We start from the raw sequence: 21,804 nt of genomic DNA on the forward strand, positions 1-21,804 counted from the left end.
GCCCGGCCGGCCGCCGGCCGGGCCGCTGTGAAAGATCTGGGCAACGCCTGGGAAAGGGGGGAACTGATCGGCGACGCGGCCAGTTGATCATGCGAAAAGTCGCCGCGCGCCCGGAACGAGGAGACCCCCGTTGCTCGAGCTCAGTGTCCTGTGGTGGACCGTCACCATCGTGCTGATCGTCGGCCTGCTGGCCTTCGATCTGATCTTCGCGGCGGCCCGGCCGCATGCCGTCGGATTCAAGGAGGCGGTCGGCTGGTCGGTCTTCTACATCCTGATCGCCGTCGCCTTCGGCCTGGCCTTCATGTGGTACGCCGGGGCGGATTTCGGGGCGCAGTACTTCGCCGGCTACATCGTCGAGAAGAGCCTGTCGGTCGACAACCTGTTCGTCTTCGTGATCATCATGACCACCTTCGCGGTGCCCGAGGCGCACCAGCACAAGGTGCTGACCTTCGGCATCATCATCGCGCTGATCCTGCGGGCCATCTTCATCGTGGTCGGCGCCGCCCTGCTGGACCTGTTCGCGGTCATGTTCCTGCTCTTCGGGCTGCTGTTGATCTTCACCGCGATCCAGCTGTTCCGGCACCGCGACCAGGACCCGGACGTGCAGGAGAACGGTCTGGTCAAGCTGACCCGCAAGGTCATCCCGGTGACCACCGAGTACGACGGCGGGCGGCTGTTCACCCGGATCGACGGCAAGAAGCTGGCCACGCCGCTGTTCATCGTGCTGATCGCGATCGGCAGCACGGACCTGCTGTTCGCCTTGGACTCGATCCCGGCGGTGTTCGGGGTGACCGCTGAGCCCTACATCGTTTTCGTCGCCAACGCCTTCGCCCTGCTCGGCCTGCGGGCACTGTTCTTCCTGGTCAAGGGCCTGCTGGACCGGCTGGTCTACCTGTCCACCGGCCTGGCGATCATCCTGGCGTTCATCGGGGTCAAGCTGGTGCTGCACTGGGCGCACGGCATCTGGCCGGGGGTGCCCACGGTCTCGACCAACGCCTCGCTGGTGGTCATCGTCGTCGTGCTGGCCATCACCACCGTAGCCAGCCTGATCAAGACCAAGAACGACCCCTCGGCCAAGGCCCACCCCGGCTCGCTGCGGGCCAACCCGCACTCCGACGAGCACTCCTCCCCCCGCCCGAGCTGACCCCGCCCGGACCGCCCCCGAGCCCACCCCCGAGCCCCCCAAGCCGCTGTTGATCATGGGAAGGGTGCCGCTGTCCGGCCGCGAAAACGGCACTCCTCCCATGATCAACAGCAGGTGGGGGGCCGGGCCAGGGGTGGGGGCCGGGCTAGGGGTGGTCAGGGAGGACCCTGATCCGGGCGTCCGGGCCGGGCCGCTACGTTCGAGGGATGAGCACTTTGGATGATTGGATCGGCCAGGCCTGCGCGGCGTTGGACCTGCCCGCGGACTTGATCCCGACCGACCGCCGGGACGCGCTGCTGGACCTGACCCGGGACGTCGCGCACGGGGTGGCCCGCATCGCCGGCCCGCTGACCTGCTACCTCGTCGGCGTCGCCGTCGGCCGCGGCGCCGACCCGGAACAGGCGCTGGCCACCCTCACCGCCCTGACCGGCACCGTCGAGCAGACCAAGGAGTAACGCCATGGGTTGGCTGTCGTGGATCGTCTTCGGCGCCCTGGCCGGCTGGATCGCCTCGCTGGTCGTCCGGGACCGCCGGGGCTGCATCATGAACATCATCGTCGGCATCCTGGGCGCGGTGCTGGCCGGCTTCATCTACCAGTGGACGACCGGCAAGGCCTGGACCTACGAGTGGAGCTGGTCCAGCTTCGGGGTGGCCTGCCTGGGCGCGATCGGCCTGCTACTGGTAATCAACCTGATCGCCGGGGGCTCCCGCTCCCGGCGCTGAGCCCCGACCCCGACCCGCGCGTCCGGTCTCAGCCGCCGACCGCGCGGGTCGGGGTGATCGCGATGACGACCCGCTCGTCGCGGATCATCGCCGCCCGGTAGTCGTCCCAGTCCGGATGCTCGCCCCGGATCGCCCGGTACACCTGCTCCAACAGGTCCAGCGCCGCGGGCTGGTCGACGATTTCGGCCGTCCCGTCGAGCTGCACCCACCCGCCGTAGAAGGCCTCCGGCAGCACCAGCACGCTCACTGCGGGGTCCCGGCGGATGTTGCGCACCTTGGCCCGCGGCGCCTGGCTGGAGATGCACACCCGCCCGTCCACCACCCCCGCATTGACCGGGGACAGCTGCGGGCTGCCGTCCCGGCGACGGGTGGCCAACACCGCATGATCGTTGGCCCGGACGAACTCGACGGCCTGGCTGATCTCCATGGGGCTATCGTCGCCGATCAGCGGCCGGGTGTCAGCCGGAGTCCGGCGGCGCCGCGGGCCTGGCCGCCGGGTGAGGGAGGTCGGGTGGACTTCGGCACGTTGGCGGTGATCGTGACGGCCGGGCTGGCCGGACCGCTGCTGGCCGCCCGAACCAGCTGGCGGATCCCGGTCGTGGTCGGCGAGCTGCTGGCCGGTGTCCTGCTCGGCCGCTCCGGATTGCAGATCCTGGACACCGGCAACCCGACCTTCACCTTCCTGGCCGACATCGGCTTCGCCCTGGTCATGTTCGTCGCCGGCTCGCACGTGCCGATCCTGGACCCGCGGCTGCGACAGGGGATCGGCGTCGGATTGGCCCGGGCCGCGCTCGTCGGCGCCCTCGCGGCCGCCCTGGGCGTGGGGCTGGCCACCGCCTTCGGCACCGGCAACGGGGCCATCTACGCGGTGCTGATGGCCTCGTCGTCGGCGGCGATCGTGCTGCCCATCGTCGATTCGCTCGGCCTCACCGGGTCCGGGGTGCTCCAACTCCTGCCCCAGGTCGCGGTGGCCGACGCCGCCTGCATCGTGGCCCTGCCGCTGGTCATCGACCCGGCCCACGCCGGCCGGGCCGCCCTGGGGGCGCTGGCCGTGATCGGCTGCGCGCTCGCGGCCTTCCTGCTGCTGCGCTGGGGTGAGCGCACCGGCCTGCGCCGGCACCTGCACCGGGTGTCGGAGAACCGCAAGTTCGCGCTCGAGCTGCGGATCAGCCTGCTGGTGCTGTTCGCGCTGGCCGCCGTGGCCATGGCCACCCACGTGTCGGTGATGCTGGCCGGGTTCGCGCTGGGCCTGGCGATCGCCGCGATCGGCGAACCGCGACGGCTGGCCCGGCAGCTGTTCGCGATCTCGGACGGCTTCTTCGCGCCCCTGTTCTTCGTCTGGCTGGGCGCCTCCTTGGACGTGCGGGACCTGGGCCAGCATCCGAGCCTGATCCTGCTCGGCCTGCTGCTCGGGCTGGGCGCGCTGCTCGCGCACCTGGTCGGGGCGTTGACCCGGCAACCGATGAGCCTGGCCGCGCTGTCCTGTGCCCAGATGGGCGTGCCGGTGGCCGCGGCCACGCTGGCCACCCAGGTCGGCCTGCTGGGGCCGGGCGAGGCGCCGGCGATGATCCTGGGCGCGCTGGTCACCGTCGCCGTGGCGGCGCTGGCCGGCGGGGCGGCCGGACGTCACCAGGTCCGGCAGACCCGGACCGGCGAGGGCTCGGCCGGCGAGAGCCGGGCCACCGGCGCGGCCGGCTGACCCCCGGCACCGGCCCACACACCCGGCGCGAACCCCACCGGCCCGGACCCCCGGCTCTGACCAACCGGCCTACCGGGGCGGCAACCCGGCCGCCCGCAGGGCCGCGACCAGCGCGAACCCGTCCTTGCCCCGGACGGTGGGCACGTGCGGAGCCGGCGCCCGGTGGGTCGCCGTCGTGGTCAACGCCTGCTGGGTCGCGGTGAGCCGGCGGATGGCGATGCCGAGGACCTGCTGCGGGTGCTCGGCCGCGTAGTCGTCGTAGATCTGCGGGTCGTGCTGCCCGTCGTCGCCGACCAGCAACCAGCGCACCTGGGGCAGCTCCCGGCCCAGCCGGCGCAGCGTGTCGTGCTTGTGCTGGCGGCCCGAGCGCACCCAGCCGGTGTTCGTCGGCCCCCAGTCGGTCAGCAGCAGCGGGCCCTCCGGGAAGCCGTGCCGGGCCAGGAACCGGGTCAGCGTCGGCGCCACGTTCCAGGCCCCGGTGGACAGATAGATCACCGGCGCCTGCGGGTGCGCGGCCAGGATCTGCCGGTACAGCTCGGCCATGCCGCGCACGGCGACGCGGGCCGACTCGCGCAGGACGAAGGTGTTCCAGGCGGCCAGCAGCGGCCGCGGCAGGTGGGTGATCATCACCGTGTCGTCGATGTCGCTGACGATGCCCAGGGTCGGCTCGTCGCCGACCACCCGCACCCGCAGCCGCGACGGCCGCCCGCGGTCGACCCGGATCGGCAGGTCGTGCCAGCCGGCGGGCAGCGTGACCGCGATCCGCGCGTCCAGGTACCCACGCCGGTCGGTGACCAGGTGATAGGTGCTGCCGTCGACGTCCACCTCCACCCGGGCCGCCGGGATCGGCGTGGTCAGGAACCGGCGCCAGCCCCGGGTCGCGCGTTGCCGGGCCGCGGTCGAGTCCGGGTCCGGGTCGGCGGCCGCGTCCATGCGAGGGTCCCGGTCGGTCACCGGCGGCGCCAGCAGCACTCGGGCCAGCAGGCGAACCTCGTGGGTGGACCCGTAACCGGTGTACGGGACGATCCGAGGTCGCCAGCCCCGGCGCCGGAACAGCCGGTTGCGCAGCGCGTTGACGACGTCATCGACCCGGGCGGCGATGTGCCGGCGGCCGGTCACGCGGTCCGGCCGGGGCGGGTCGGAAGTGATCACCCGTCGAACCTGCCCCATCGGCCGGCCGTTCGCACTGCGGGCGGCGGGCGACCGGCCGGATCGGCGCCGACTCGGACCGTTCATGGGCCGGCAACGTCGCCCTGCGATGGTGACGACGTTCGGCCCGCCGACCCGATTGGGAGGGCACATGGTTGCCTCGCCGCCCGAATCCCCCACCCCCGCCGCCGCTGACGCGGCCGGCCCCACCGGAACCGGAACCGGAACCACCGAGTCCGGCGACTATCTGGCCCGCCGGTCGCTGCGCACCGGCACCGCCGGATGGGTGCTGCTGGCCGGCCTCGGCGTGAGTTACGTGATCTCCGGCGACTACTCGGGGTGGAACTTCGGACTCGCCGAAGGCGGGTTCGGTGGTCTGCTGATCGCCACCGTGGTGATCGCCGGGATGTACCTGGCGATGGTGCTGGGTATGGCCGAGATGTCCTCCGCGCTGCCCGCGGCCGGCGGCGGGTACACCTTCGCCCGGCGCGCCCTGGGACCCTGGGGAGGCTTCGCCACCGGCACCGCGATCCTGCTGGAGTACGCGATCGCGCCGGCCGCGATCGCCACCTTCATCGGCGCCTACGTCCAGTCCCTGGGGCTGTTCGGCATCACCGACGGCTGGTGGGTGTACCTGGCCGCCTACGCGGTGTTCATCGGTATCCACCTGGCCGGCGTCGGCGAGGCGCTCAAGGTCATGTTCGTGATCACCGCGATCGCCGTGATCGGTCTGATCGTGTTCGCGGTCGCGGCGGTCGGCCTGTTCGACGCGGCCAACCTCACCGACATCGCCCCGACCGACGCGGCCGGCGCCAGCAGCTTCCTGCCCTTCGGTTACCTGGGCATCTGGTCCGCGGTGCCCTTCGCCATCTGGTTCTTCCTGGCCGTCGAGGGCGTCCCGCTGGCCGCCGAGGAGGCCGCCGAGCCGGCCCGCAACGTCCCCCGCGGGATCATCGCGGCCATGGGCGTGCTGCTGGTCAGCGCGGCGACCGTCCTGCTGCTGGTGCCCGGTGCGGGCGGGGCGGCGGCGATGTCGGCCTCGGGCAATCCCCTGGTGGAGGCGCTGGGCGGGTCGGCGGTGGCGACGGTGGTCAACTACATCGGCCTGGCCGGCCTGATCGCCTCGTTCTTCTCGATCATCTACGCCTACTCCCGACAGCTGTTCGCGCTGTCCCGGGCCGGATACCTGCCGCGGAGCCTGTCGGTGACCAACCACCGCAAGGCCCCGATGCTGGCCCTGATCGTGCCCGGGCTGATCGGCTTCGCCTTGTCGTTGACCGGTCAAGGGGCGATGCTGCTGAACATGGCCGTGTTCGGCGCCGCCGTGAGCTACGTGCTGATGATGATCAGCCACATCGTGCTGCGGGTGCGCGAGCCGGGGATGCCCCGGCCGTACCGCACCCCGGGCGGCGTCGTGACCACCGGCTTCGCGCTGGTCGTCGCGGTGTTCGCGGTGGTGGCCACGTTCCTGGTCGACAGCACGGCGGCCCTGTGGTGCCTGGGCGTGTTCGCCGCGTTCATGGCCTACTTCGGCCTGTACAGCCGGCGACACCTGGTCGCCCACTCCCCCGACGAGGAGTTCGCGGCGCTGGCCGCAGCCGAGTCCGAACTGACGGAGCGCTGACCCCGATGACGGCGCCAGGGTCGGACCGGGTTGACCGGAGCGGCGTGTGACCGTCTACCGGCAGAGCCTGGGCGGTCACACCTACCAGTTCGACGGGGTGGTGGAACTGCTGGCCCGGGCCACCCCCCAGCGCTCCGGCGATCAGCTGGCCGGCTGCGCGGCGACGTCGGACGCCGAACGGGCGGCCGCCCAGTGGGCGCTGGCCGAGGTCGAGCTGGCCACCCTCCTGGAGCACCCGGTGGTCCCCTACGACACCGACGACGTCACCCGGCTCATCCTGGATCGGCACGACGCCGCGGCCTTCGCGCCGCTGGCCGCCTGGACGGTCGGCGAGTTCCGGGACCGGCTGCTGGCCATCGCCACCTCGCCCACCGCCGCCGTCGAGTTGACCGCCCTGGCCCCGGGGCTGACCCCGGAGATGGTCGCCGCGGTCAGCAAGCTGATGCGCAACGCGGACCTGATGACGGTGGCCAAGGCGGCCCGGGTCAGCACCGCCTTCCGCAGCACGATCGGCGTCCCCGGCCGGTTGGCCACCCGGCTGCAACCCAACCACCCGACCGACGACGCCCGGGGCGTCGCGGCGGCCGTGCTGGACGGTCTGCTCCTGGGCTCCGGGGACGCGGTGATCGGCATCAACCCAGCCACCGACTCGCCGGCCACCGTCGCCGAGCTGCTGCACCTGCTCGACGACATCCGTGCCCACTTCGAGATTCCCACCCAGACCTGCGTGCTCACCCACGTCACGACCACCCTGGACCTGATCGGTCGGGGCGCCCCGGTCGACCTCGTGTTCCAGTCGATCGCCGGCACCCAGGGCGGCAACGAGTCCTTCGGGGTGGAGCTGGGCATGCTGGCCGACGCCCGGGCGGCCGCGCTGGAGCTGGGCCGCGGCACTGTCGGCGACAACGTCATGTACTTCGAGACCGGCCAGGGCTCGGCCCTGTCGGCCGGCGCCCACCTGGGCACCGACGGCAAGCCGGTCGACCAGCAGACGCTCGAGGTCCGCGCGTACGGGCTGGCCCGGGAGTTCGCGCCGCTGCTGGTGAACACGGTGGTCGGCTTCATCGGCCCCGAGTACCTCTACGACGGCAAGCAGATCGTCCGGGCCGGGCTGGAGGACTACTGCTGCGGCAAGCTGCTCGGCCTGCCGATGGGGGTGGACGTCTGCTACACCAACCACGCCGAGGCCGATCAGGACGACATGGACAACCTGCTGGTCCTGCTCGCGGCGGCCGGGGTGGGCTTCGTCATCGCGGTGCCCGGGGCCGACGACGTGATGCTGGGCTACCAGAGCCTGTCCTTCCACGACGTGCTGGCGGCCCGCGCGATGCTCGGCCTGCGTCCCGCGCCGGAGTTCGAGACCTGGTTGGCCGCCGTCGGTCTGGGCGATGAGCGGGGTGGGGTGCGGTCGGTCGACCCGGCCGGCTCCGCGCTGCGGCAAGTGCTGGGGGCCCGGTGAACGCGCAGCCGCCGGCCGACCCGCCACCCCAGCAGCGACCGGACTTCTGGAGCGGGCTGCGGGCGACCACACCGTCCCGGATCGGGCTGAGCCGGACCGGTGACGCGGTCAGCACCCGGCACCTGCTGGAGTTCCGGGCCGCGCATGCGGCGGCCCGGGACGCCGTTCACGAACCGCTGGACACGGCCGCCCTGACCGGCTCGCTGCGCGACCTGGGCCTGGGCGAACCGGTGATCGTGACCAGCCGGGCGGCCGGCCGCAGCGAGTACCTGCGCCGCCCGGACCTGGGTCGCCAGCCGCTGGACCTGACCCCGTTGGAGGGGTTGCCGAGCAGCCGGGACATCGCCGTCGTGCTCGCCGACGGGCTCTCGCCCCGGGCCCTGGCCGAGCACGCCGCCCCGCTGCTGGCCGCGCTGGTCGCCGAGTTCGCCGGCCGGTGGACGCTGACCCCGCCGGTGATCGCCACCCAGGCCCGGGTGGCCCTGGGCGATCACATCGGCGCCGCCCTGGAGGTCGGCACGGTGATCGTGGTGATCGGGGAACGGCCCGGCCTGTCCGTGGCCGACAGCCTGGGCATCTACCTGACCCAGGGGCCCCGGCCCGGCCGCTCCGACGCCGACCGCAACTGCGTGTCGAACATCCACCCGCCCGGCGGCCTGGACTACGCGACCGCGGCCCGGGTGACCGCCGGCCTGGTCGCCGGCGCCCGCGCCCTCGGCCGGTCCGGGGTCGCCCTCAAGGACACCTCGCGGACCATCGAGCCGGGCGCCCGCACCGCCCTGGACTAGTTCGAGGGGACCGGCCCGCCGGCCGGGTTCAGAGCCGACCGAGCACGTCCGCCCCGCCGGTCTCGACCAGATCGGTGACGTCGATCTGGGTGCCGATGAAGTGCGTGACCTCGTCGCTACCCGGCTCGTGGATCGGCGAGATGGACACCTTGTTCCAGAACCACGACCCGTCCCGGCGGTAGTTCCGGATGATCACGCTGATGTCGGTGTGCCGGCGGATGGCCTCGTGCAGCCGCCGGACCTGGGCCCGGTCGGTGTCCGGCCCCTGCAGGAAGCGGCAGTTGTGGCCCAGGATCTCCTCGGGGGCATACCCGGTCATCCGCTGGAAGGACTCGTTGGCGTACACCAGCGGGGCGTCGTCGGTGTTGCGCGCGATGGTGATGCCCTGGACCGCCTGGGTCGCCGCGATGGCCCGCACCAGCACGCCCGGCAGACCCGCCGACGGCAGCTGACCGCCGGAATCGTGTTCGGTGCGCATGATCGGAGTATGCGCGCTGAACCTGTCACATTCCGCGCCGTGACCCCGGCGGATTTTGGATTGCTCGCCACCTGGCTCGGCCGCCCGCACGTGGCCCGCTGGTGGAACCACGAGTTCACCGCGGCGGCGGTCGACCGCGATTTCGGCCCGTCGGCCCGCGGCGAGGAGCCCAACGAGGACCTGCTGGTCCTGCTCTCCGACGAGCGCGGCCGCGACCGACCGGTCGGGCTGGTCCAGCGCAGCTACTGGCACGACTACCCGGAGTACGTCACCGAGATCGCGCCGATCATGACCATCCCGGCGGACGCGGTGACCATCGACTACCTGATCGGCGATCCGGCCGACACCGGCCGCGGCCTGGGGCCGACGATCATCGCGGCCGTGGCTGCCGACACCTGGCGCGCCCACCCGCGGGCCGGGTCGATCATCGTGCCGGTCGCGGCCGGCAACCGGGCGTCCTGGCGGGCCCTGGAGAAGGCCGGCTTCGTCCGGATCGCCGAGGGTGACCTGCCCCCGGACAACCCGATCGACCCGCCGCTGCACGTGGTCTACCGGCTGGACCGACCGGCTCCGGCGGCCTCGTCCGGAGCGTGACCCGGACGGCTAGTTGTACTGACCGGGGACGTTGATCAATCGTGAGAAGGGCGGCTGGCCTCCGCAGGCGGTGTGTGGTCGGTGCTGGTTGTACTCGTGGAGCCAGTCGGGGAGGGCATCGCGGCGTTCGTTCTCGCTCGTGTAGCAGCGCGCATACGCCCAACCGTCGGCCATGGTGCGGTGAAATCGCTCGACCTTGCCGTTGGTCTGTGGGCGGTATGGCCGCGTTCGCTTCGGAGTGATCGATAGGGCCTCGCACGTGTCTCGCCACAGGTGAGAACGGTACGCACCACCGTTATCGGACAAGATGCGCTCAATTGCGACCCCTCGGTCGGCGAACCACTCGACCGCTCGATGCAGGACTCCGACGGCGGTGACAGCGGATTCGTCGTTGTGAACCTCGGTGTAGGCGACGCGCGAGTGGTCATCGATGATGGTGTGCACGAACGCATACCCGAGCTTGGGGTTGCGCCACTTGTTCTTCGGCTTGCCGGGAGTGACGGCACGATTCCTCGATCCTTGACGTCGCCCGACGTATCGCCAGCCCCCACCGTCGGGGATGTTCCCGAGCTTCTTGACGTCCACGTGCACGAGCGAGCCAGGGTGGTCGTGTTCGTATCGGCGGATCGGCTCGCCGGTAGCACGGTCGACGTAGCAAAGTCGATTCATGCGCGCGGTCGTGAGGATACGGTGGACCGTGGCCGGGGCGATGCCGAGTCGGGCTGCGAGTTGAATAGGCCCTTCCCTCAGGCGCATTCGTAGGCTCACGCACCGTTTTGTCGTCTTCTTGCTCGTCTTGTTCGGCGAAGACTTCGGCCGTGACGACCGGTCCTGCATCGGCTCGCCAGCAAGGTAGCGGTCGACCCACCGCTTCACGGTTGGCCACGACACCTGGAAGCGGGCAGCGACTTCGCTGATCGGCCATCCTTCCTCGATGACGAGGCGTGCGACTCGTAGACGATGACGTGGGGTCAGCGCGGCATTGCGATGACTCAAAGTGCCTCCTGAGATAGATCGGTGGCCGGCCGCGTGTGCGACCGGCCACCGGATGATGGAGTTGGAGTAGAGATCTCTACTCGGCGCCGTGCGCTGCATGGAAGGTGAGTGCTGGCTCGAGCCAGGACTCGAGCCCAGGTCCCTGGAGTGCGGCCTGCTCGACGCTGATCCAGCCGTCGCCCATGGGGCGATCTGCGCCCATGAGCGCAGGGTGAGCACCAGGGCGGGTGAGCAGGTCTTCCGCGTCAGTGGGGTCGATGCGTAGCAGGAGCGTCCCTTCCCGACGAGCGGCGACAACCATCCGGTCCTCGACCATGAACGACACTCCCCCGAACATCGACACCTCACGAGGGCTGCGAGCTCTTAGCGCGTCACGAACTCGCTCGACCAGGTCCTTCTGTGCTGTCATCGTCCACCCTTCTCGATGTACTCGGGGCCGCTGTAGTGAAGGTTCAAGGACGCGATGCGTCCGCCGTCGAAGGTGAAGAACTCGGCGAAGGTCATGGGACCGCCGGGCATGGTCGCCGTGTAGAGCACGGCGGAGCTGTTAGTGCCGTGCACGTCGTGGATGATCTCGATCTGCTTGACCGTCGCGATGAACCCGGCGACCCCGCCCAGGAAGCCATCGGTGGCGTCGGGGAGGTGTCCAGCGAGGGAGCCCGTGAAGTCGAGGTGGTCATCCAGCAGAGGCCGTAGGTCAGCCCCGTCCTGGTAACTGTCGATGCCGGACTCGAGGATCCGGTAGTAGTCCTTGAGTGTCTGAGGTGCGGCAGAAGACAGGGTGGCGGGCATGGCTCTCCTTGGTGTGAGAATGGTGCTTGATACTTTCAAGCAGGCACTTGATAAAGTCAAGGGGGTTCAGGTGAAGTCCTACGGACAGCTTTGCTCGATCGCTCGCGCCCTGGATGTCGTCGGTGACCGGTGGACTCTCCTGATCGTGCGTGAGCTGCTGATCGGGGGAGCATTGCGCTTTGGCGAAGTCCAGCGCGGCCTGCCTGGCATCGCGACGAACCTGCTCACCCAGCGTCTGCGGGACCTCGAGACCAACGGTGTCGTCGTCCGCGAGCCCGCCCCAGGAATCCCGGGCACGCCAACGTATCGGCTTACCGAGCGTGGCCGGGCCCTGGACGGAGTGCTGCGCGAGCTTCTGAAGTGGGGTGCACCGACGGTTCCAGAGGCGCCGAGTGATGCGGTCTTCCAGATGCACTGGCTCAGCCAACCGGCACGCTTCCTCCTCGCGGATCACAGACCGGACGAGCCACCGATCGTGATCCGGTTCGGCACCTTCGACGACGGCTTCGACCTCACCGCCGCCGACGGGACCATCACGGTGAACCCTTGCCAGCGCGATGTCAGCCCCCTGGCGCGTGTTGCAGGCCCCGGGCCGGTACTGGTTGCCCTCCTGCAAGGCGCAATGCCTCTGCCCGCCGCTATCGCGCATGGCGTGGATGTCACCGGCGATGCCGCGACCCTGACGCGAGTTCTACCAGCGCCGCAAGCGTCGACTAACGTCCCCGGTCAGTACAGCTAGGACGCTCCTGAATTATCCGTATGTCGGCCCCTGTTGATCTTGTGTGTTCGGGATGATCTTGGTGTGCAGGGTCGGTCGCGGGATCAGCGTGAGTTGTTGGATGCCGAGTCGGTAGTCGGTGGGCTGCTCAAGCCGGGCAGCGTGTTCGCGTTTCTGGCCGCGCACCGTCGGGAGGTGTTCCCGGACGGCATGTTCGCGGATCTGTTTCCGTCGGGTCGGGGCCGCCCGTCAGTGCCGGCCGACGTGATGGCGTCGGTGATTGTGCTGCAGGCTCTGCACGGCCTGTCCGACGCGGACACGGTGGACTCGGTGACGTTCGATCTGCGGTGGAAGGCAGCGTGCGGGTTACCGGTGACCGCTGCGGCGTTCCATGCCACGACATTGACGTACTGGCGGCGTCGGCTGGCCGCTTCGCAGTCGCCGAACCGGATCTTCGACGCGGTCCGCCAGGTCGTGGACCAGACCGGGGTGCTGGCTGGAAAGAGCAGGCGAGCGTTGGATTCCACGATCCTGGACGACGCGGTCGCCACCCAGGACACGGTCACCCAGTTGATCGCGGCGATCCGCCGGGTCCGCCGCGAGGTACCCGGCGCCGCCGAGGTCGTCGGCGAGCACTGCTCGGCTCACGACTATGACGACCCGGGCAAACCGGCGATCGCCTGGAACGATCAGCAGGCCCGCGAGGCCCTTGTCGATGCGCTGGTCACCGACGCGCATCGGGTGCTGGGACACCTGCCCGACCAGGAGCTCGGACCGAAGGCGGCGGACGCGGTCGCCCTCTTGGCGTTGGTCGCCGGGCAGGACGTGGAACCGGTCGAGGGCTCGGACGGCACCGACGGACGGTGGCGGATCGCGCAGCGGGTCGCCCCGGACCGGGTGATCTCCACCGTGGACCCGGAGGCGCGGCACGCCCACAAGACTGTCCACCGGCGGCAGGACGGGTTCAAGGCACACATCGCGGTCGAACCCGACACCGGTCTGGTCACCGCCTGCGCGGTGACCATGGCCAGCGGACGCGGCAACAGCGACGCCGAGGTTGGACCCACCTTGCTGGCACAGGAGACCGAAAAGCTGCACGTGCTGGCCGATTCGGCGTACGGATCGGGATCCGCGCGGGCCGAACTGGACCATGCCGGGCACATCGCGTTGATCAAGCCGTTCCCGCTGCGGTCGGCCGTGCCGGACGGGTTCACCCTGGACGACTTCACCGTCGACCCCGAGGCCAGGACGGCCACCTGCCCGAACGGGGTGACCCGGTCGATCACCGCGCAATGGTCCGTCACCTTCGGAGCGGCTTGCCGCGGCTGCCCGCTCCGGGCCCAATGCACGACCAGCGACGCCGGTCGATCGCTGAAGCTGACCGAGTACGAAAGCCTGCTCAGGGCGGCCCGTCGACAAGCGGAAACCGAGGACTTCCAACAGGTCTACCGACGGCACCGGCCGATGGTCGAACGATCGATCTCCTGGCTGGTCCGCGGCAACCGCAAAGTCCGCTACCGCGGCGTCGCCAAGAACGACCACTGGTGGCACCACCGCGCCGCTGCGATCAACCTCAGGCGAATGCTCACCCTCGGGCTGACGCGGGTGAGCGGGACGTGGACCATTGCACCGGCCTGACCGGCCGGCACGAGACCTCACCGGGCCGTGAGCAACGGCCCGTCCCTCCGATCAGTCAGGAGAATCATCCAGGGCCGGGCGACGACTCAGGACCACGCCTGACAGCCCGATCACGCGCGAACGCTCCCACTGTCCCAAAGCGAACTCCCGAACCCACAAGTGACCGTTATTCAGGAGCGTCCTAGACGGTATGGGAGGCCCGCGGAGTTGACGGGCCGGGGCCTCTCTCGCAAGTTGTCGTGGATTGCCGACCGGGAGCGGCCCGGTCGGTAGCGCCACAATTGCGGGAGGCCCCGGTGTTCAGTGAGCGTACGAGTGTGGGTCTGGATGTGCACGCACGGTCGATCGTGGGGTGCGGTCTGGACACGGTGACCGGTGAGGTGTTCCGGCGGCGGTTGACGCCGACGTTCGCCGGTGTGTCGTCCTGGTTAGCGGAGCTGCCGGCCCCGGTCGCAGTGACGTATGAGGCAGGGCCGACCGGGTTCGGGTTGGCCCGGGAGTTGACCGGTGCCGGGGTCCGCTGCCTGGTCGCGGCGCCGTCGAAGTTGCAGCGCCCGCCGGGTGACCGGGTGAAGACCGACGCCCGGGACGCCCTGCATCTGGCCCGGCTGCTGCAGATGGACCAGATCGTGCCGGTCCGGGTGCCGGACCTGGAACAAGAGGCGGCCAGAGACTTGGTCCGGGCCAGGGAAGACGTCCGGGGTGATCTGATGCGCAGCCGTCATCGGTTGTCGAAACTGCTGCTGCGGCAGGGGATCATCTATTCCGGCGGCCGGCCGTGGACCGGTGCCCACGAGCACTGGCTCCGCGGGCAGCAGTTCCCGCAGCTGGGGCTGCAGACCGCGTTCGACTCGGCGTTCGAGACGGTGCTGCTCACCCAGGGTCGGCGGGACCGCCTGGACAAGGCGATCACCGAGATGGCGCTGAACAGCGAGTTCACCCCTGTCGTGCACCGGCTGTGCTGCCTGCGGGGGGTGTCCACGCTGACCGGGTTCGGTCTCGCGGTCGAGATCGGCGACTGGCACCGGTTCACCGGCTCCACCATCGGCGCCTACCTGGGTTTGGTGCCCACCGAGTCGTCCTCCGGTGGGCAACGCTCGCAGGGATCGATCACCAAGACCGGCAATACCCACGCCCGCCGACTGCTGGTCGAGGCCGCCTGGCATCACCGCAAGTCCTACCGCAACCCCAGCACGGTCATGCAGACCCGCTGGGATCAGGCCTCCCCCGCGGCACGTGCCCGCGGGCATGCCGGGAACCACCGGCTCCACCGCCGCTGGGAACAGCTACTGGACCGGAGGAAGAAGACCGTGATCGCCAACGTCGCCGTCGCCCGCGAGCTCGCCGGCTGGTGCTGGTCCCTGGCCGTCATGGACGACTGACCCGCCCCCGGATCGACGGTCAACCGTCCGTCGTCCGGTGCGGCTCACGAACCCAGGCGGTGACCTGATGGTCGTGGCAGCGCGTGGAGCGAACCCGCGGAACAGCTATGAGCAGCAACGGTTCTCGTTGCCACGCTCGATCTCTAGACCAGCGCAACGCTCCAGCCGAACAGCCCGTCCTGCGGTAACCAACCCGCGCATATCAGTCTGACCCGCGCGTCGCGAAGACACGCACACGACCACCGGTCACCGCCTGGCCCAAAAGCAAAAGCGCCTAGAAGTGAAGACCCCTTCCGGGCGCCGAACAGGCCTGCCTACTTGACAGATTTGCTCACATATCAGTTGTTGTATCCAGGGACATTGGTGACACGCCGGGTCGGCTGGTTGCGGGCATGAGGGAGGGTCCCCTTGGTGAGGTGTGAAGCGACCAAGCAAACACGCCGAACCAGGAGGACCCCTCGTGGCCCACCGTAACGCCCCGCTGACCCCCGAGGGACGCCGACGCCTGTGCCAGCGCGTCGACGCCGGTCGGCCGATCTGTCACGTTGCCGCCGAGGCCGGCGTGGCCCGGCAAACCCTGGCCAAGTGGCACGCCCGCTGGAAGGCCGACGGTCCGGCCGGCCTGCAGGACCGCTCGTCGCGCCCGGTGTCCTCACCCGGCCAGGTCGACGCCCAGGTCGAGGACGTCGTGGAGTATCTGCGGCGGCACCTCAAGCTCGGTCCGGTGATGCTGGCCGCGGAGCTGCGCGAGTTCGGGATCACGCTGGCGCCGTCGACGATCCACCGGGTCCTGGTGCGCCGGGGCATCTCTCGCCTGCGGCACCTGGACATCACCGGCCATCAGCTGCGGGAACCGGTCCGCCGGTACGAGTGGGCCGCGCCCGGTGACCTGATCCACGTCGATGTGAAGAAGATCGGCCGCATCCCCGACGGCGGCGGCTGGCGAATCCACGGCCGGGGCAACGACGCCCACCGAGCCTCCCAGCGGGGTCAGCGACCCGGGTACGCGTTCCTGCACACCGCGATCGATGACCGGTCCCGGCTGGCCTACACCGAAGAACTGGCCGACGAGAAGTCCGTGACCGCGGCCGGTTTCTGGGCCCGCGCGGTCGAGTTCTTCGCCGCGCACGGCATCGAGAGGATCCACCGGGTGCTGACCGACAACGGTTCCTGCTACCGCGGCAAGGACTTCAACACCGCTCTGGGGGCCACGGTCCACAAGTACACCCGACCGTACCGACCGCAGACCAACGGAAAGGTCGAGCGGTACCACCGGACCCTGGCCCGGGAATGGGCCTACCGCCAGGCCTGGTCCTGCAACGACGAACGAGCCGCCGCCCTGGCCGGGTTCGTGCACCGCTACAACTACCATCGGCCGCACACCGCGCTGAAGGGCAAACCGCCCGCCTACCGCACGCCAGCCGTTACCAACCTGTCCGGGCTCAACAGCTAGTCGTCGGCGTCGGCCGAACCGGCCTGGGCCCGCTTGGCCACGGTCTGCAGCTCGTCCCAGACGGCCCGGGCCCGGTCGACGCAGACCAGCACCAGATCGCCCGGGTTGGCCCACTCGACGGCGACCTTGGTGGCCTCGATCTCATCGAGCACCACCTCGATCTGCTTGACCCGGCCGCCCTGGGCCTGAGCCTCCTTGGCGCCCTGCACGATCAGCCCGGCGGTCTCCCCGGGCGCCCGGCCGCGCAGCCGCTCGTCCTCGCGGACGATGATCCGGTCGAAGTGCTTGGCCGCCTCCAGGCCCAGGTCGATCATGTCCTGGTCGCGGCGGTCGCCGGCGGTGGCGATCACCCCGATCCGCTGCGGGCGTTCCCAGCTGGCGCTGTCCTCGAAGAACCGGTCGACGAAGGCCCCCAACGCGACCATGGCCGGCGCGTTGTGGCAGTAGTCGACGATGACCTTGACGCCCCTGACTTCGGTCAGGTTCATCCGGCCCGGGGCCGAGTAGTACGACGGGGTGAACGAGCGCAGCCCGCCGCGGATGTCGCCCAGGTGCGCGCCCGCGCAGTACGCCGCCGCGGCCGCCGCCATCGCGTTCTGCACGTTGAACATGGCCTTGCCGCCGAACGTGGCCGGTACGAGATGCGTGTAGGCCAGCGGCATCCGGCGCCGGCCGTGGACCAGCACGATCAGCTCGCCGAGGTCGGAGCGTTCCAGGATGACCGCCTTGCCGCCGCGCCGGCAGTGATCGGAGATCATCCGGTTGTCCGGCTCGGTGGAGAACCAGACCACCTCGCCGGAGCAGGCCCGGCGCATCCCGGCGACCAGCGGGTCGTCGGCGTTGAGCACGGCCGACCCGCTCTTGGGCACCGCCTCCACGATCACCTGCTTGACCTGGGCCAGCTGCTCGACGGTGTCGATGCCGCGCAGCCCCAGGTGGTCCGGGGCGACGTTGAGCACGACGGCGACGTCGTTGCGCGGGTAGCCCAGGCCCTCGCGCAGGATGCCGCCGCGGGCCACCTCGAACACCGCGAAGTCGACCCGCGGGTTCTGCAGCACCATCCGGGCCGAGCGCGGGCCGGAGGCGTCGGACCGGATGACCAGCCGGTCGTCGATGACGACGCCGTCGGTCGAGGTCATGCCGACCTTGCGGCCCATCGACTTGAAGATGTGCCCGATCATCCGGCTGCAGGTGGTCTTGCCGTTGGTGCCGGTGACGGCGACGATCGGGATCCGGGCGTTGCTGCCCGGCGGGAACATCAGGTCCACCACCGGCTTGGCCACGTACTGCGGGTCGCCGATGGTCGGGTGGGTGTGCATGCGGAAGCCCGGTGCGGCGTTGACTTCGCAGATGGCGCCGCCGGTCTCGCGCACCGGCTGGGTGATGTCCGGGCACAGGAAGTCGATCCCGGCGATGTCCAGCCCGACGACCCGGGCGGCCTCCTCGGCGATGTCGATGTTGTCCGGGTGCGCCTCGAACGTGCGGTCGATGGAGATGCCGCCGGTGGACATGTTTCCGGTCAGCGCCAGCTTGACCATCTCGCCGCGGGGCGGGACGTCGGACATCTCGTAGCCCTGCTCGCGGACGAGCTCGATCGCGGCGTCGGTGACTTCGATACGGGTCAGCACCTTTTCGTGCCCCACTCCGCGCCGCGGGTCGGCGTTGGTCGCCTCGACCAGCGCGGCCACCGACTTCACCCCGTCGCCGATGACGTGCGCGGGCACCCGTTCGGCGATGGCGGTCATCTGCCCGCCGATCACCAGCACCCGGTAGTCCTTGCCGGCGATGTAGGACTCGACCAGCACGTAACCGCGGCGGGACTGGTCGTAGGCCTCGTCGAAGGCCGCGCGCACGGCCGCCTCGTCCTGCAGGTTGATGGCCACCCCGCGGCCGTGGTTGCCGTCCAGCGGCTTGACCACCACCGGATAGCCGATGCGGCGGGCGATCCGGACCGCATCGTCGGCCCGGCGCACCACCTCGGAGGCCGGTACCGGCAGCCCGGCCGCGGCCAGCAGCCGGTTGGTCAGTTCCTTGTCCGAGGCGATGTCCACCGCCAGCGAGGAGGTCAGCGAGGTCATGGTGGCCCGGATCCGCTGCTGGTTGACCCCGTAGCCCAGCTGCACCAGCGAGCCGGAATTGAGTCGCTGCCAGGGGATGTCGCGGGCGATGGCCTCGTCGAGGATGGCCTGGGTGGAGGGCCCGAAGGCCACCCGCTGGCAGGTGCGCAGGAAGTCGTCGTGCTCGGCCGAGAAGTCGAACTCGTCGGCCAGGTCGTTGTCCGGGATCAGGTGATTGATCAACCGGACGGCCAGCCGGCCGGACAGGGTGCCCACCGTGTCGTCCAGGTAGCCGTAGATGACGTTGTAGACGCCGTCCTCGCCGGTCGAGCGGGTCTTGCCGCGGGTGATCTCGTGGCCGGCGGTGCGCTGCAACTCCAGGGCGACGTGCTCGACGACGTGCCCGGCCCAGGTGCCCTCGACCAGCCGCTCGACGAAGCCGCCGTCGCGGCCCCGGGAACACTGATGGTCCTTGAGCCCGGGCAGCAGGTCGACCAGCGTCTCGGTGAACCCGGGCAAGGTGTCGGTCGGTCGCTGTTCCAGCCGCCCGATGTCCACCACCAGGTGCACCGACTGCTCGTAGGACCAGAAGTTCGGCCCCCGGTAGACCCGGGACTCCCGGATGGTGATGTCCGGCTCCCCGTTGCCCGGGACGAACCCTTGTTCCGCCGTCGACCCGGTCATCGCAGCCCCTTCCACCCGACCACTCACCGAACGCTCGGGAGTTGCTGCGCATTGTGTCAGGCAGCGCGGCAGGCCGCCGCCGGCGCAGGAGGCCGATCCGCTCAGGCGGCGTCCCGGCGGTGGCGACCGCCTGCGGTCACCGCTGAACCCGGGGCGGTGGCGACCACCCGGCGGACGGCGTCGACGGCCCGATCGACGTCGGTCAGGTTGTTGTAAAGGTAGAAACTGAGCCGGCAGCTGGCCGGCGGGTCCAGGCCCAGATCGTGATGGGCCAGGGTCGCGCAGTGGCAGCCGGCCCGGGATTCCACGCCCAGCTCGTTGAGCGCGGCGGCCAGTTCGAACGGGCTTCGCCCGGCGACGGTGAAAGCGACCAGCGGGGCGCGCGGCCCGCCGGCCGGCACTCCCAGCAGCCGTAGCCCGGGCACGGTGGCCAGCGCGGCCATGGCCCGTTCGGTCAGCCGGGCAGTGTGCCGGCCGATGACCTGCATGGTCGCGGCGACCACGGGCGCGGGCAACGGATCCTCGGTGCGGAAGTACAGCCGGCGATCGGCGCCGATCAGGTCGACGGCCAGCCGCAACGCCTGGGCCGAGACGATGAGCCCCAGGATGTTCGGGGTGCCGGCCGAGAACTTCCAGGGCAGCTCGTTGTACTCGACCCGGTCCGGGAACACCTGGCCGTCGGCGATCATGTCCCCGCCGTAGAGGAACGGCAGCGAGGACGCCAGCAGGTGTTCCTTGGCGTAGAGGATGCCGACACCGAACGGCGCCATCATCTTGTGGAAGGAGAACGAGAGGTAGTCCAGGTCCAGCGCCTGCACATCGACGAACGAGCTGGGCACCAGCTGGGCACCGTCAACCAGCAGCCGGGAGCGGCGTTCGCCGGTGGGCTGCGGGTACCCGCTGGCGTCGGCGATCGCCCGGATCGCCGGCAGCGGCGGCTTGGTTCCCAGGAAGTTCGACGCCCCGGTGCAGCAGATCAGCTTGGTCCGGGTGTCGACCAGCGAGGCCAGGTGATCCAAGTCCAGGCGTCCGGTGGCGTGGTCGAAGCGGGCGATCCGGCACTGCACCCGCCGGCCCAGGCGCGGCAGGATCTCCCGGGTCAGGGCGTGCCAGGGCACGTAGTTGGAGTTGTGCTCCAGCATCGTGGTGACCACGTTGTCGCCGTCCCGGAACTCGGTGAGCAGCGAGTACATGACGGCGTTGTGCGCCTCGGTGGTGTTGCGGTAGGCGGCGATCGATCGCCGGCTCGGCGCGTTGAGCCACTGGGCGATCGTGTCGTAGGCGGCTTCGAACCGGTCCGTGGTCCACCCCGAGGCGTTCGACTGGCCGCGGTGCACGTTCTCGTAGAACGGGATCAGACTCCGGTACAGATCCAGCAGCGGACGGGGTGGCTGCGTGCTGGCCGCGTTGTTGGTCACCACCCGGCCGCTGCGCACGAAGTCGAACTGGTCGCGAATGCGCTCGATGTCCGGGTCCTTCGGGTCCATGCCGGAGCGGAGGAACCGGACGCCGGAAGTGATACCGCCCGCGCGGACGGATGCCGGGTCGGATCGACGCCGGGCATCGATACTGTCCGGCGTGCCCATCCTCACCGAGCCCAAGATCGACTGCCACCTGCACCTGCTGGATCCGCACCGGTTCCCCTACCTCCCGCAGGCCTGGTACCACCCGGTGGAGAACGAACAGTCCAGCGCCGAGCAGCTGATCGACCTGTTCGACGCGTTCGCCGTCCGGCACGCCGTCGTGGTCGGACCCAACTCCGGCTATGACGTCGACAACCGTTGCCTGCTCGATCTTCTCGACCGCGGCGCGGGCCGTTTCAAGGGGGTGGCGGTCGTCGACAACGACATCTCCCGCGCGGAGCTGGCCGAGCTGCGCGACCGCGGGATCGTCGGCACCACCCTGCAGGCGGCGTTGCTGGGCGTGGAGCACTTCGCCGGCGCCGGCCGGCTGCTGCGCGACCTGGCCGAGCTGGACATGGTCGCCGACGTGCAGGTGACCGGCGACCAGCTGGTGCAGCTGGCCCCGATGCTGGACGAGTCCGGGGTGCGGGTGCTGATCGACCACTGCGGCCGCCCGGACCCGGCCGCCGCCTGGATCAGCCGGGCTTCGCCGCCCTGCTGGCCGCCGGCCGCACCGGCCGGTACTGGGTGAAGCTGTCCGGCCTGGTCAAGTGCTCCGGGCAGCGCTACCCGTGGCCGGATTCCTGGCCCTACGTGCAGGCCCTGCTGGACGCGTTCGGCCCGCAGCGCTGCCTGTGGGGTTCGGACTGGCCGTTCCTGCGGGCTCCCGAGCGCATCGACTACGCCACCGTGCTCACGCTGACCGAGCGGCTGGTGCCGGACCCGGTCGTGCGCGAGCAGATCCTGTTGACCACCCCGGCGCGGCTGTTCGGCTTCGACGCCGGACAGCGGTCAGGCTGAACC

At 70.4% G+C, this 21,804-nt stretch carries 20 protein-coding genes and 1 pseudogene; 13 read left to right on the forward strand and 8 right to left on the reverse strand.

Going from position 1 to position 21,804, the window contains the following annotated elements:
* The first annotated feature begins 130 nt into the window (after positions 1-130).
* The 3 genes from NAMU_RS23965 (at position 131) to NAMU_RS23975 (ending at position 1,867) form a co-directional block, all read left to right on the forward strand.
* A complete protein-coding gene (locus tag NAMU_RS23965; RefSeq protein WP_015749922.1) occupies positions 131-1,144 on the forward strand; it encodes a TerC/Alx family metal homeostasis membrane protein in 1,014 nt (337 codons plus the stop codon).
* 206 nt (positions 1,145-1,350) lie between these two features.
* Positions 1,351-1,599, forward strand: a complete 249-nt coding sequence (locus NAMU_RS23970; protein WP_015749923.1) for a DUF6457 domain-containing protein — start codon at positions 1,351-1,353, stop codon at positions 1,597-1,599.
* A 4-nt stretch (positions 1,600-1,603) separates the two neighbouring features.
* Positions 1,604-1,867, forward strand: a complete 264-nt coding sequence (locus NAMU_RS23975) for a GlsB/YeaQ/YmgE family stress response membrane protein (protein ID WP_015749924.1) — start codon at positions 1,604-1,606, stop codon at positions 1,865-1,867.
* Positions 1,868-1,895: 28 nt separating this feature from the next.
* On the opposite strand, the gene NAMU_RS23980 is transcribed toward NAMU_RS23975, so the two are convergent.
* Positions 1,896-2,294, reverse strand: coding sequence for a PPOX class F420-dependent oxidoreductase (locus tag NAMU_RS23980; protein ID WP_015749925.1), 399 nt, complete (start codon positions 2,292-2,294; stop codon positions 1,896-1,898).
* Positions 2,295-2,378: 84 nt separating this feature from the next.
* Between NAMU_RS23980 and NAMU_RS23985 the strand changes: the two genes are divergently transcribed.
* Positions 2,379-3,566 carry a cation:proton antiporter gene (locus NAMU_RS23985; protein ID WP_015749926.1) on the forward strand — a complete coding sequence of 396 codons (1,188 nt, stop codon included), beginning with the start codon at positions 2,379-2,381 and terminating at the stop codon, positions 3,564-3,566.
* 69 nt (positions 3,567-3,635) lie between these two features.
* Here the strand turns inward: NAMU_RS23985 and NAMU_RS23990 are convergent, their stop codons facing one another.
* Positions 3,636-4,718 (reverse strand): App1 family protein, encoded by a 1,083-nt coding sequence (locus NAMU_RS23990; protein ID WP_015749927.1) that lies wholly within the window; start codon positions 4,716-4,718, stop codon positions 3,636-3,638.
* A 148-nt stretch (positions 4,719-4,866) separates the two neighbouring features.
* On the opposite strand from NAMU_RS23990, the gene eat reads away from it, so the two are divergent.
* From eat to eutC, 3 genes are read left to right on the forward strand one after another with little or no spacing between them, the layout of a single operon-like run.
* Positions 4,867-6,339 (forward strand): ethanolamine permease, encoded by a 1,473-nt coding sequence (gene eat / locus NAMU_RS23995; RefSeq protein ID WP_015749928.1) that lies wholly within the window; start codon positions 4,867-4,869, stop codon positions 6,337-6,339.
* Between the two features lie 46 nt (positions 6,340-6,385).
* On the forward strand, positions 6,386-7,798 hold the full coding sequence (locus NAMU_RS24000) for an ethanolamine ammonia-lyase subunit EutB (protein ID WP_015749929.1): 1,413 nt from the start codon (positions 6,386-6,388) through the stop codon (positions 7,796-7,798).
* The gene (gene eutC / locus NAMU_RS24005) at positions 7,795-8,586 is read left to right on the forward strand and encodes an ethanolamine ammonia-lyase subunit EutC (protein WP_015749930.1); all 792 of its coding nucleotides are present in this window, start codon (positions 7,795-7,797) and stop codon (positions 8,584-8,586) included. The genes NAMU_RS24000 and eutC overlap by 4 nt, the downstream gene beginning before the upstream one ends.
* A gap of 28 nt (positions 8,587-8,614) precedes the next feature.
* Here the strand turns inward: eutC and NAMU_RS24010 are convergent, their stop codons facing one another.
* On the reverse strand, positions 8,615-9,064 hold the full coding sequence (locus NAMU_RS24010; protein ID WP_015749931.1) for a PAS domain-containing protein: 450 nt from the start codon (positions 9,062-9,064) through the stop codon (positions 8,615-8,617).
* Positions 9,065-9,073: 9 nt separating this feature from the next.
* Between NAMU_RS24010 and NAMU_RS24015 the strand changes: the two genes are divergently transcribed.
* Positions 9,074-9,658 (forward strand): GNAT family N-acetyltransferase, encoded by a 585-nt coding sequence (locus NAMU_RS24015; RefSeq protein ID WP_015749932.1) that lies wholly within the window; start codon positions 9,074-9,076, stop codon positions 9,656-9,658.
* 9 nt (positions 9,659-9,667) lie between these two features.
* On the opposite strand, the gene NAMU_RS24020 is transcribed toward NAMU_RS24015, so the two are convergent.
* The 3 genes from NAMU_RS24020 to NAMU_RS24030 all read right to left on the reverse strand — a co-directional run bounded on the left by NAMU_RS24020 (position 9,668) and on the right by NAMU_RS24030 (position 11,446).
* The gene (locus NAMU_RS24020) at positions 9,668-10,654 is read right to left on the reverse strand and encodes an IS481 family transposase (protein WP_015749933.1); all 987 of its coding nucleotides are present in this window, start codon (positions 10,652-10,654) and stop codon (positions 9,668-9,670) included.
* Between the two features lie 76 nt (positions 10,655-10,730).
* Positions 10,731-11,063, reverse strand: coding sequence for a TfoX/Sxy family protein (locus NAMU_RS24025; RefSeq protein WP_041369391.1), 333 nt, complete (start codon positions 11,061-11,063; stop codon positions 10,731-10,733).
* Positions 11,060-11,446 (reverse strand): nuclear transport factor 2-like protein, encoded by a 387-nt coding sequence (locus tag NAMU_RS24030; protein ID WP_005177618.1) that lies wholly within the window; start codon positions 11,444-11,446, stop codon positions 11,060-11,062. The genes NAMU_RS24025 and NAMU_RS24030 overlap by 4 nt, the downstream gene beginning before the upstream one ends.
* 19 nt (positions 11,447-11,465) lie before the next feature.
* On the opposite strand from NAMU_RS24030, the gene NAMU_RS24035 reads away from it, so the two are divergent.
* The 4 genes from NAMU_RS24035 (at position 11,466) to NAMU_RS24050 (ending at position 16,637) form a co-directional block, all read left to right on the forward strand.
* Positions 11,466-12,185, forward strand: coding sequence for a winged helix-turn-helix transcriptional regulator (locus NAMU_RS24035; RefSeq protein WP_015749935.1), 720 nt, complete (start codon positions 11,466-11,468; stop codon positions 12,183-12,185).
* A 63-nt stretch (positions 12,186-12,248) separates the two neighbouring features.
* Positions 12,249-13,802, forward strand: a complete 1,554-nt coding sequence (locus NAMU_RS24040; RefSeq protein WP_015746695.1) for an IS1182-like element ISNml3 family transposase — start codon at positions 12,249-12,251, stop codon at positions 13,800-13,802.
* Between the two features lie 296 nt (positions 13,803-14,098).
* A complete protein-coding gene (locus NAMU_RS24045) occupies positions 14,099-15,184 on the forward strand; it encodes an IS110 family RNA-guided transposase (RefSeq protein ID WP_015749936.1) in 1,086 nt (361 codons plus the stop codon).
* A 460-nt stretch (positions 15,185-15,644) separates the two neighbouring features.
* Positions 15,645-16,637 (forward strand): IS481 family transposase, encoded by a 993-nt coding sequence (locus NAMU_RS24050; protein ID WP_015749937.1) that lies wholly within the window; start codon positions 15,645-15,647, stop codon positions 16,635-16,637.
* On the opposite strand, the gene cphA is transcribed toward NAMU_RS24050, so the two are convergent.
* On the reverse strand, positions 16,634-19,378 hold the full coding sequence (gene cphA, locus NAMU_RS24055) for a cyanophycin synthetase (protein ID WP_015749938.1): 2,745 nt from the start codon (positions 19,376-19,378) through the stop codon (positions 16,634-16,636). The genes NAMU_RS24050 and cphA overlap by 4 nt on opposite strands.
* 101 nt (positions 19,379-19,479) lie before the next feature.
* Positions 19,480-20,865 carry an aminotransferase class V-fold PLP-dependent enzyme gene (locus NAMU_RS24060; protein ID WP_015749939.1) on the reverse strand — a complete coding sequence of 462 codons (1,386 nt, stop codon included), beginning with the start codon at positions 20,863-20,865 and terminating at the stop codon, positions 19,480-19,482.
* Here NAMU_RS24060 and NAMU_RS32010 point away from each other — a divergent pair.
* Positions 20,864-21,801: pseudogene (locus tag NAMU_RS32010) on the forward strand (amidohydrolase family protein). The gene NAMU_RS24060 and the pseudogene NAMU_RS32010 sit on opposite strands and share 2 nt — an antisense overlap.
* Positions 21,802-21,804: the final 3 nt, after the last annotated feature.

This window comes from Nakamurella multipartita DSM 44233, assembly GCF_000024365.1.
Taxonomy (GTDB): domain Bacteria; phylum Actinomycetota; class Actinomycetes; order Mycobacteriales; family Nakamurellaceae; genus Nakamurella; species Nakamurella multipartita.

What these genes read in the sequence shown, in the direction of transcription:
- NAMU_RS23975 (WP_015749924.1), top strand. Translation starts at nt 1,604, where the DNA reads ATGGGTTGGCTGTCGTGGATCGTCTTCGGCGCCCTGGCCGGCTGGATC.
- NAMU_RS24030 (WP_005177618.1), bottom strand. Translation starts at nt 11,446, where the DNA reads ATGCCCGCCACCCTGTCTTCTGCCGCACCTCAGACACTCAAGGACTAC.
- NAMU_RS24060 (WP_015749939.1), bottom strand. Translation starts at nt 20,865, where the DNA reads ATGGACCCGAAGGACCCGGACATCGAGCGCATTCGCGACCAGTTCGAC.
- NAMU_RS24015 (WP_015749932.1), top strand. Translation starts at nt 9,074, where the DNA reads ATGCGCGCTGAACCTGTCACATTCCGCGCCGTGACCCCGGCGGATTTT.
- NAMU_RS23980 (WP_015749925.1), bottom strand. Translation starts at nt 2,294, where the DNA reads ATGGAGATCAGCCAGGCCGTCGAGTTCGTCCGGGCCAACGATCATGCG.
- eat (WP_015749928.1), top strand. Translation starts at nt 4,867, where the DNA reads ATGGTTGCCTCGCCGCCCGAATCCCCCACCCCCGCCGCCGCTGACGCG.
- NAMU_RS24010 (WP_015749931.1), bottom strand. Translation starts at nt 9,064, where the DNA reads ATGCGCACCGAACACGATTCCGGCGGTCAGCTGCCGTCGGCGGGTCTG.
- NAMU_RS24025 (WP_041369391.1), bottom strand. Translation starts at nt 11,063, where the DNA reads ATGACAGCACAGAAGGACCTGGTCGAGCGAGTTCGTGACGCGCTAAGA.
- NAMU_RS23970 (WP_015749923.1), top strand. Translation starts at nt 1,351, where the DNA reads ATGAGCACTTTGGATGATTGGATCGGCCAGGCCTGCGCGGCGTTGGAC.
- cphA (WP_015749938.1), bottom strand. Translation starts at nt 19,378, where the DNA reads ATGACCGGGTCGACGGCGGAACAAGGGTTCGTCCCGGGCAACGGGGAG.
- NAMU_RS24035 (WP_015749935.1), top strand. Translation starts at nt 11,466, where the DNA reads ATGGTGCTTGATACTTTCAAGCAGGCACTTGATAAAGTCAAGGGGGTT.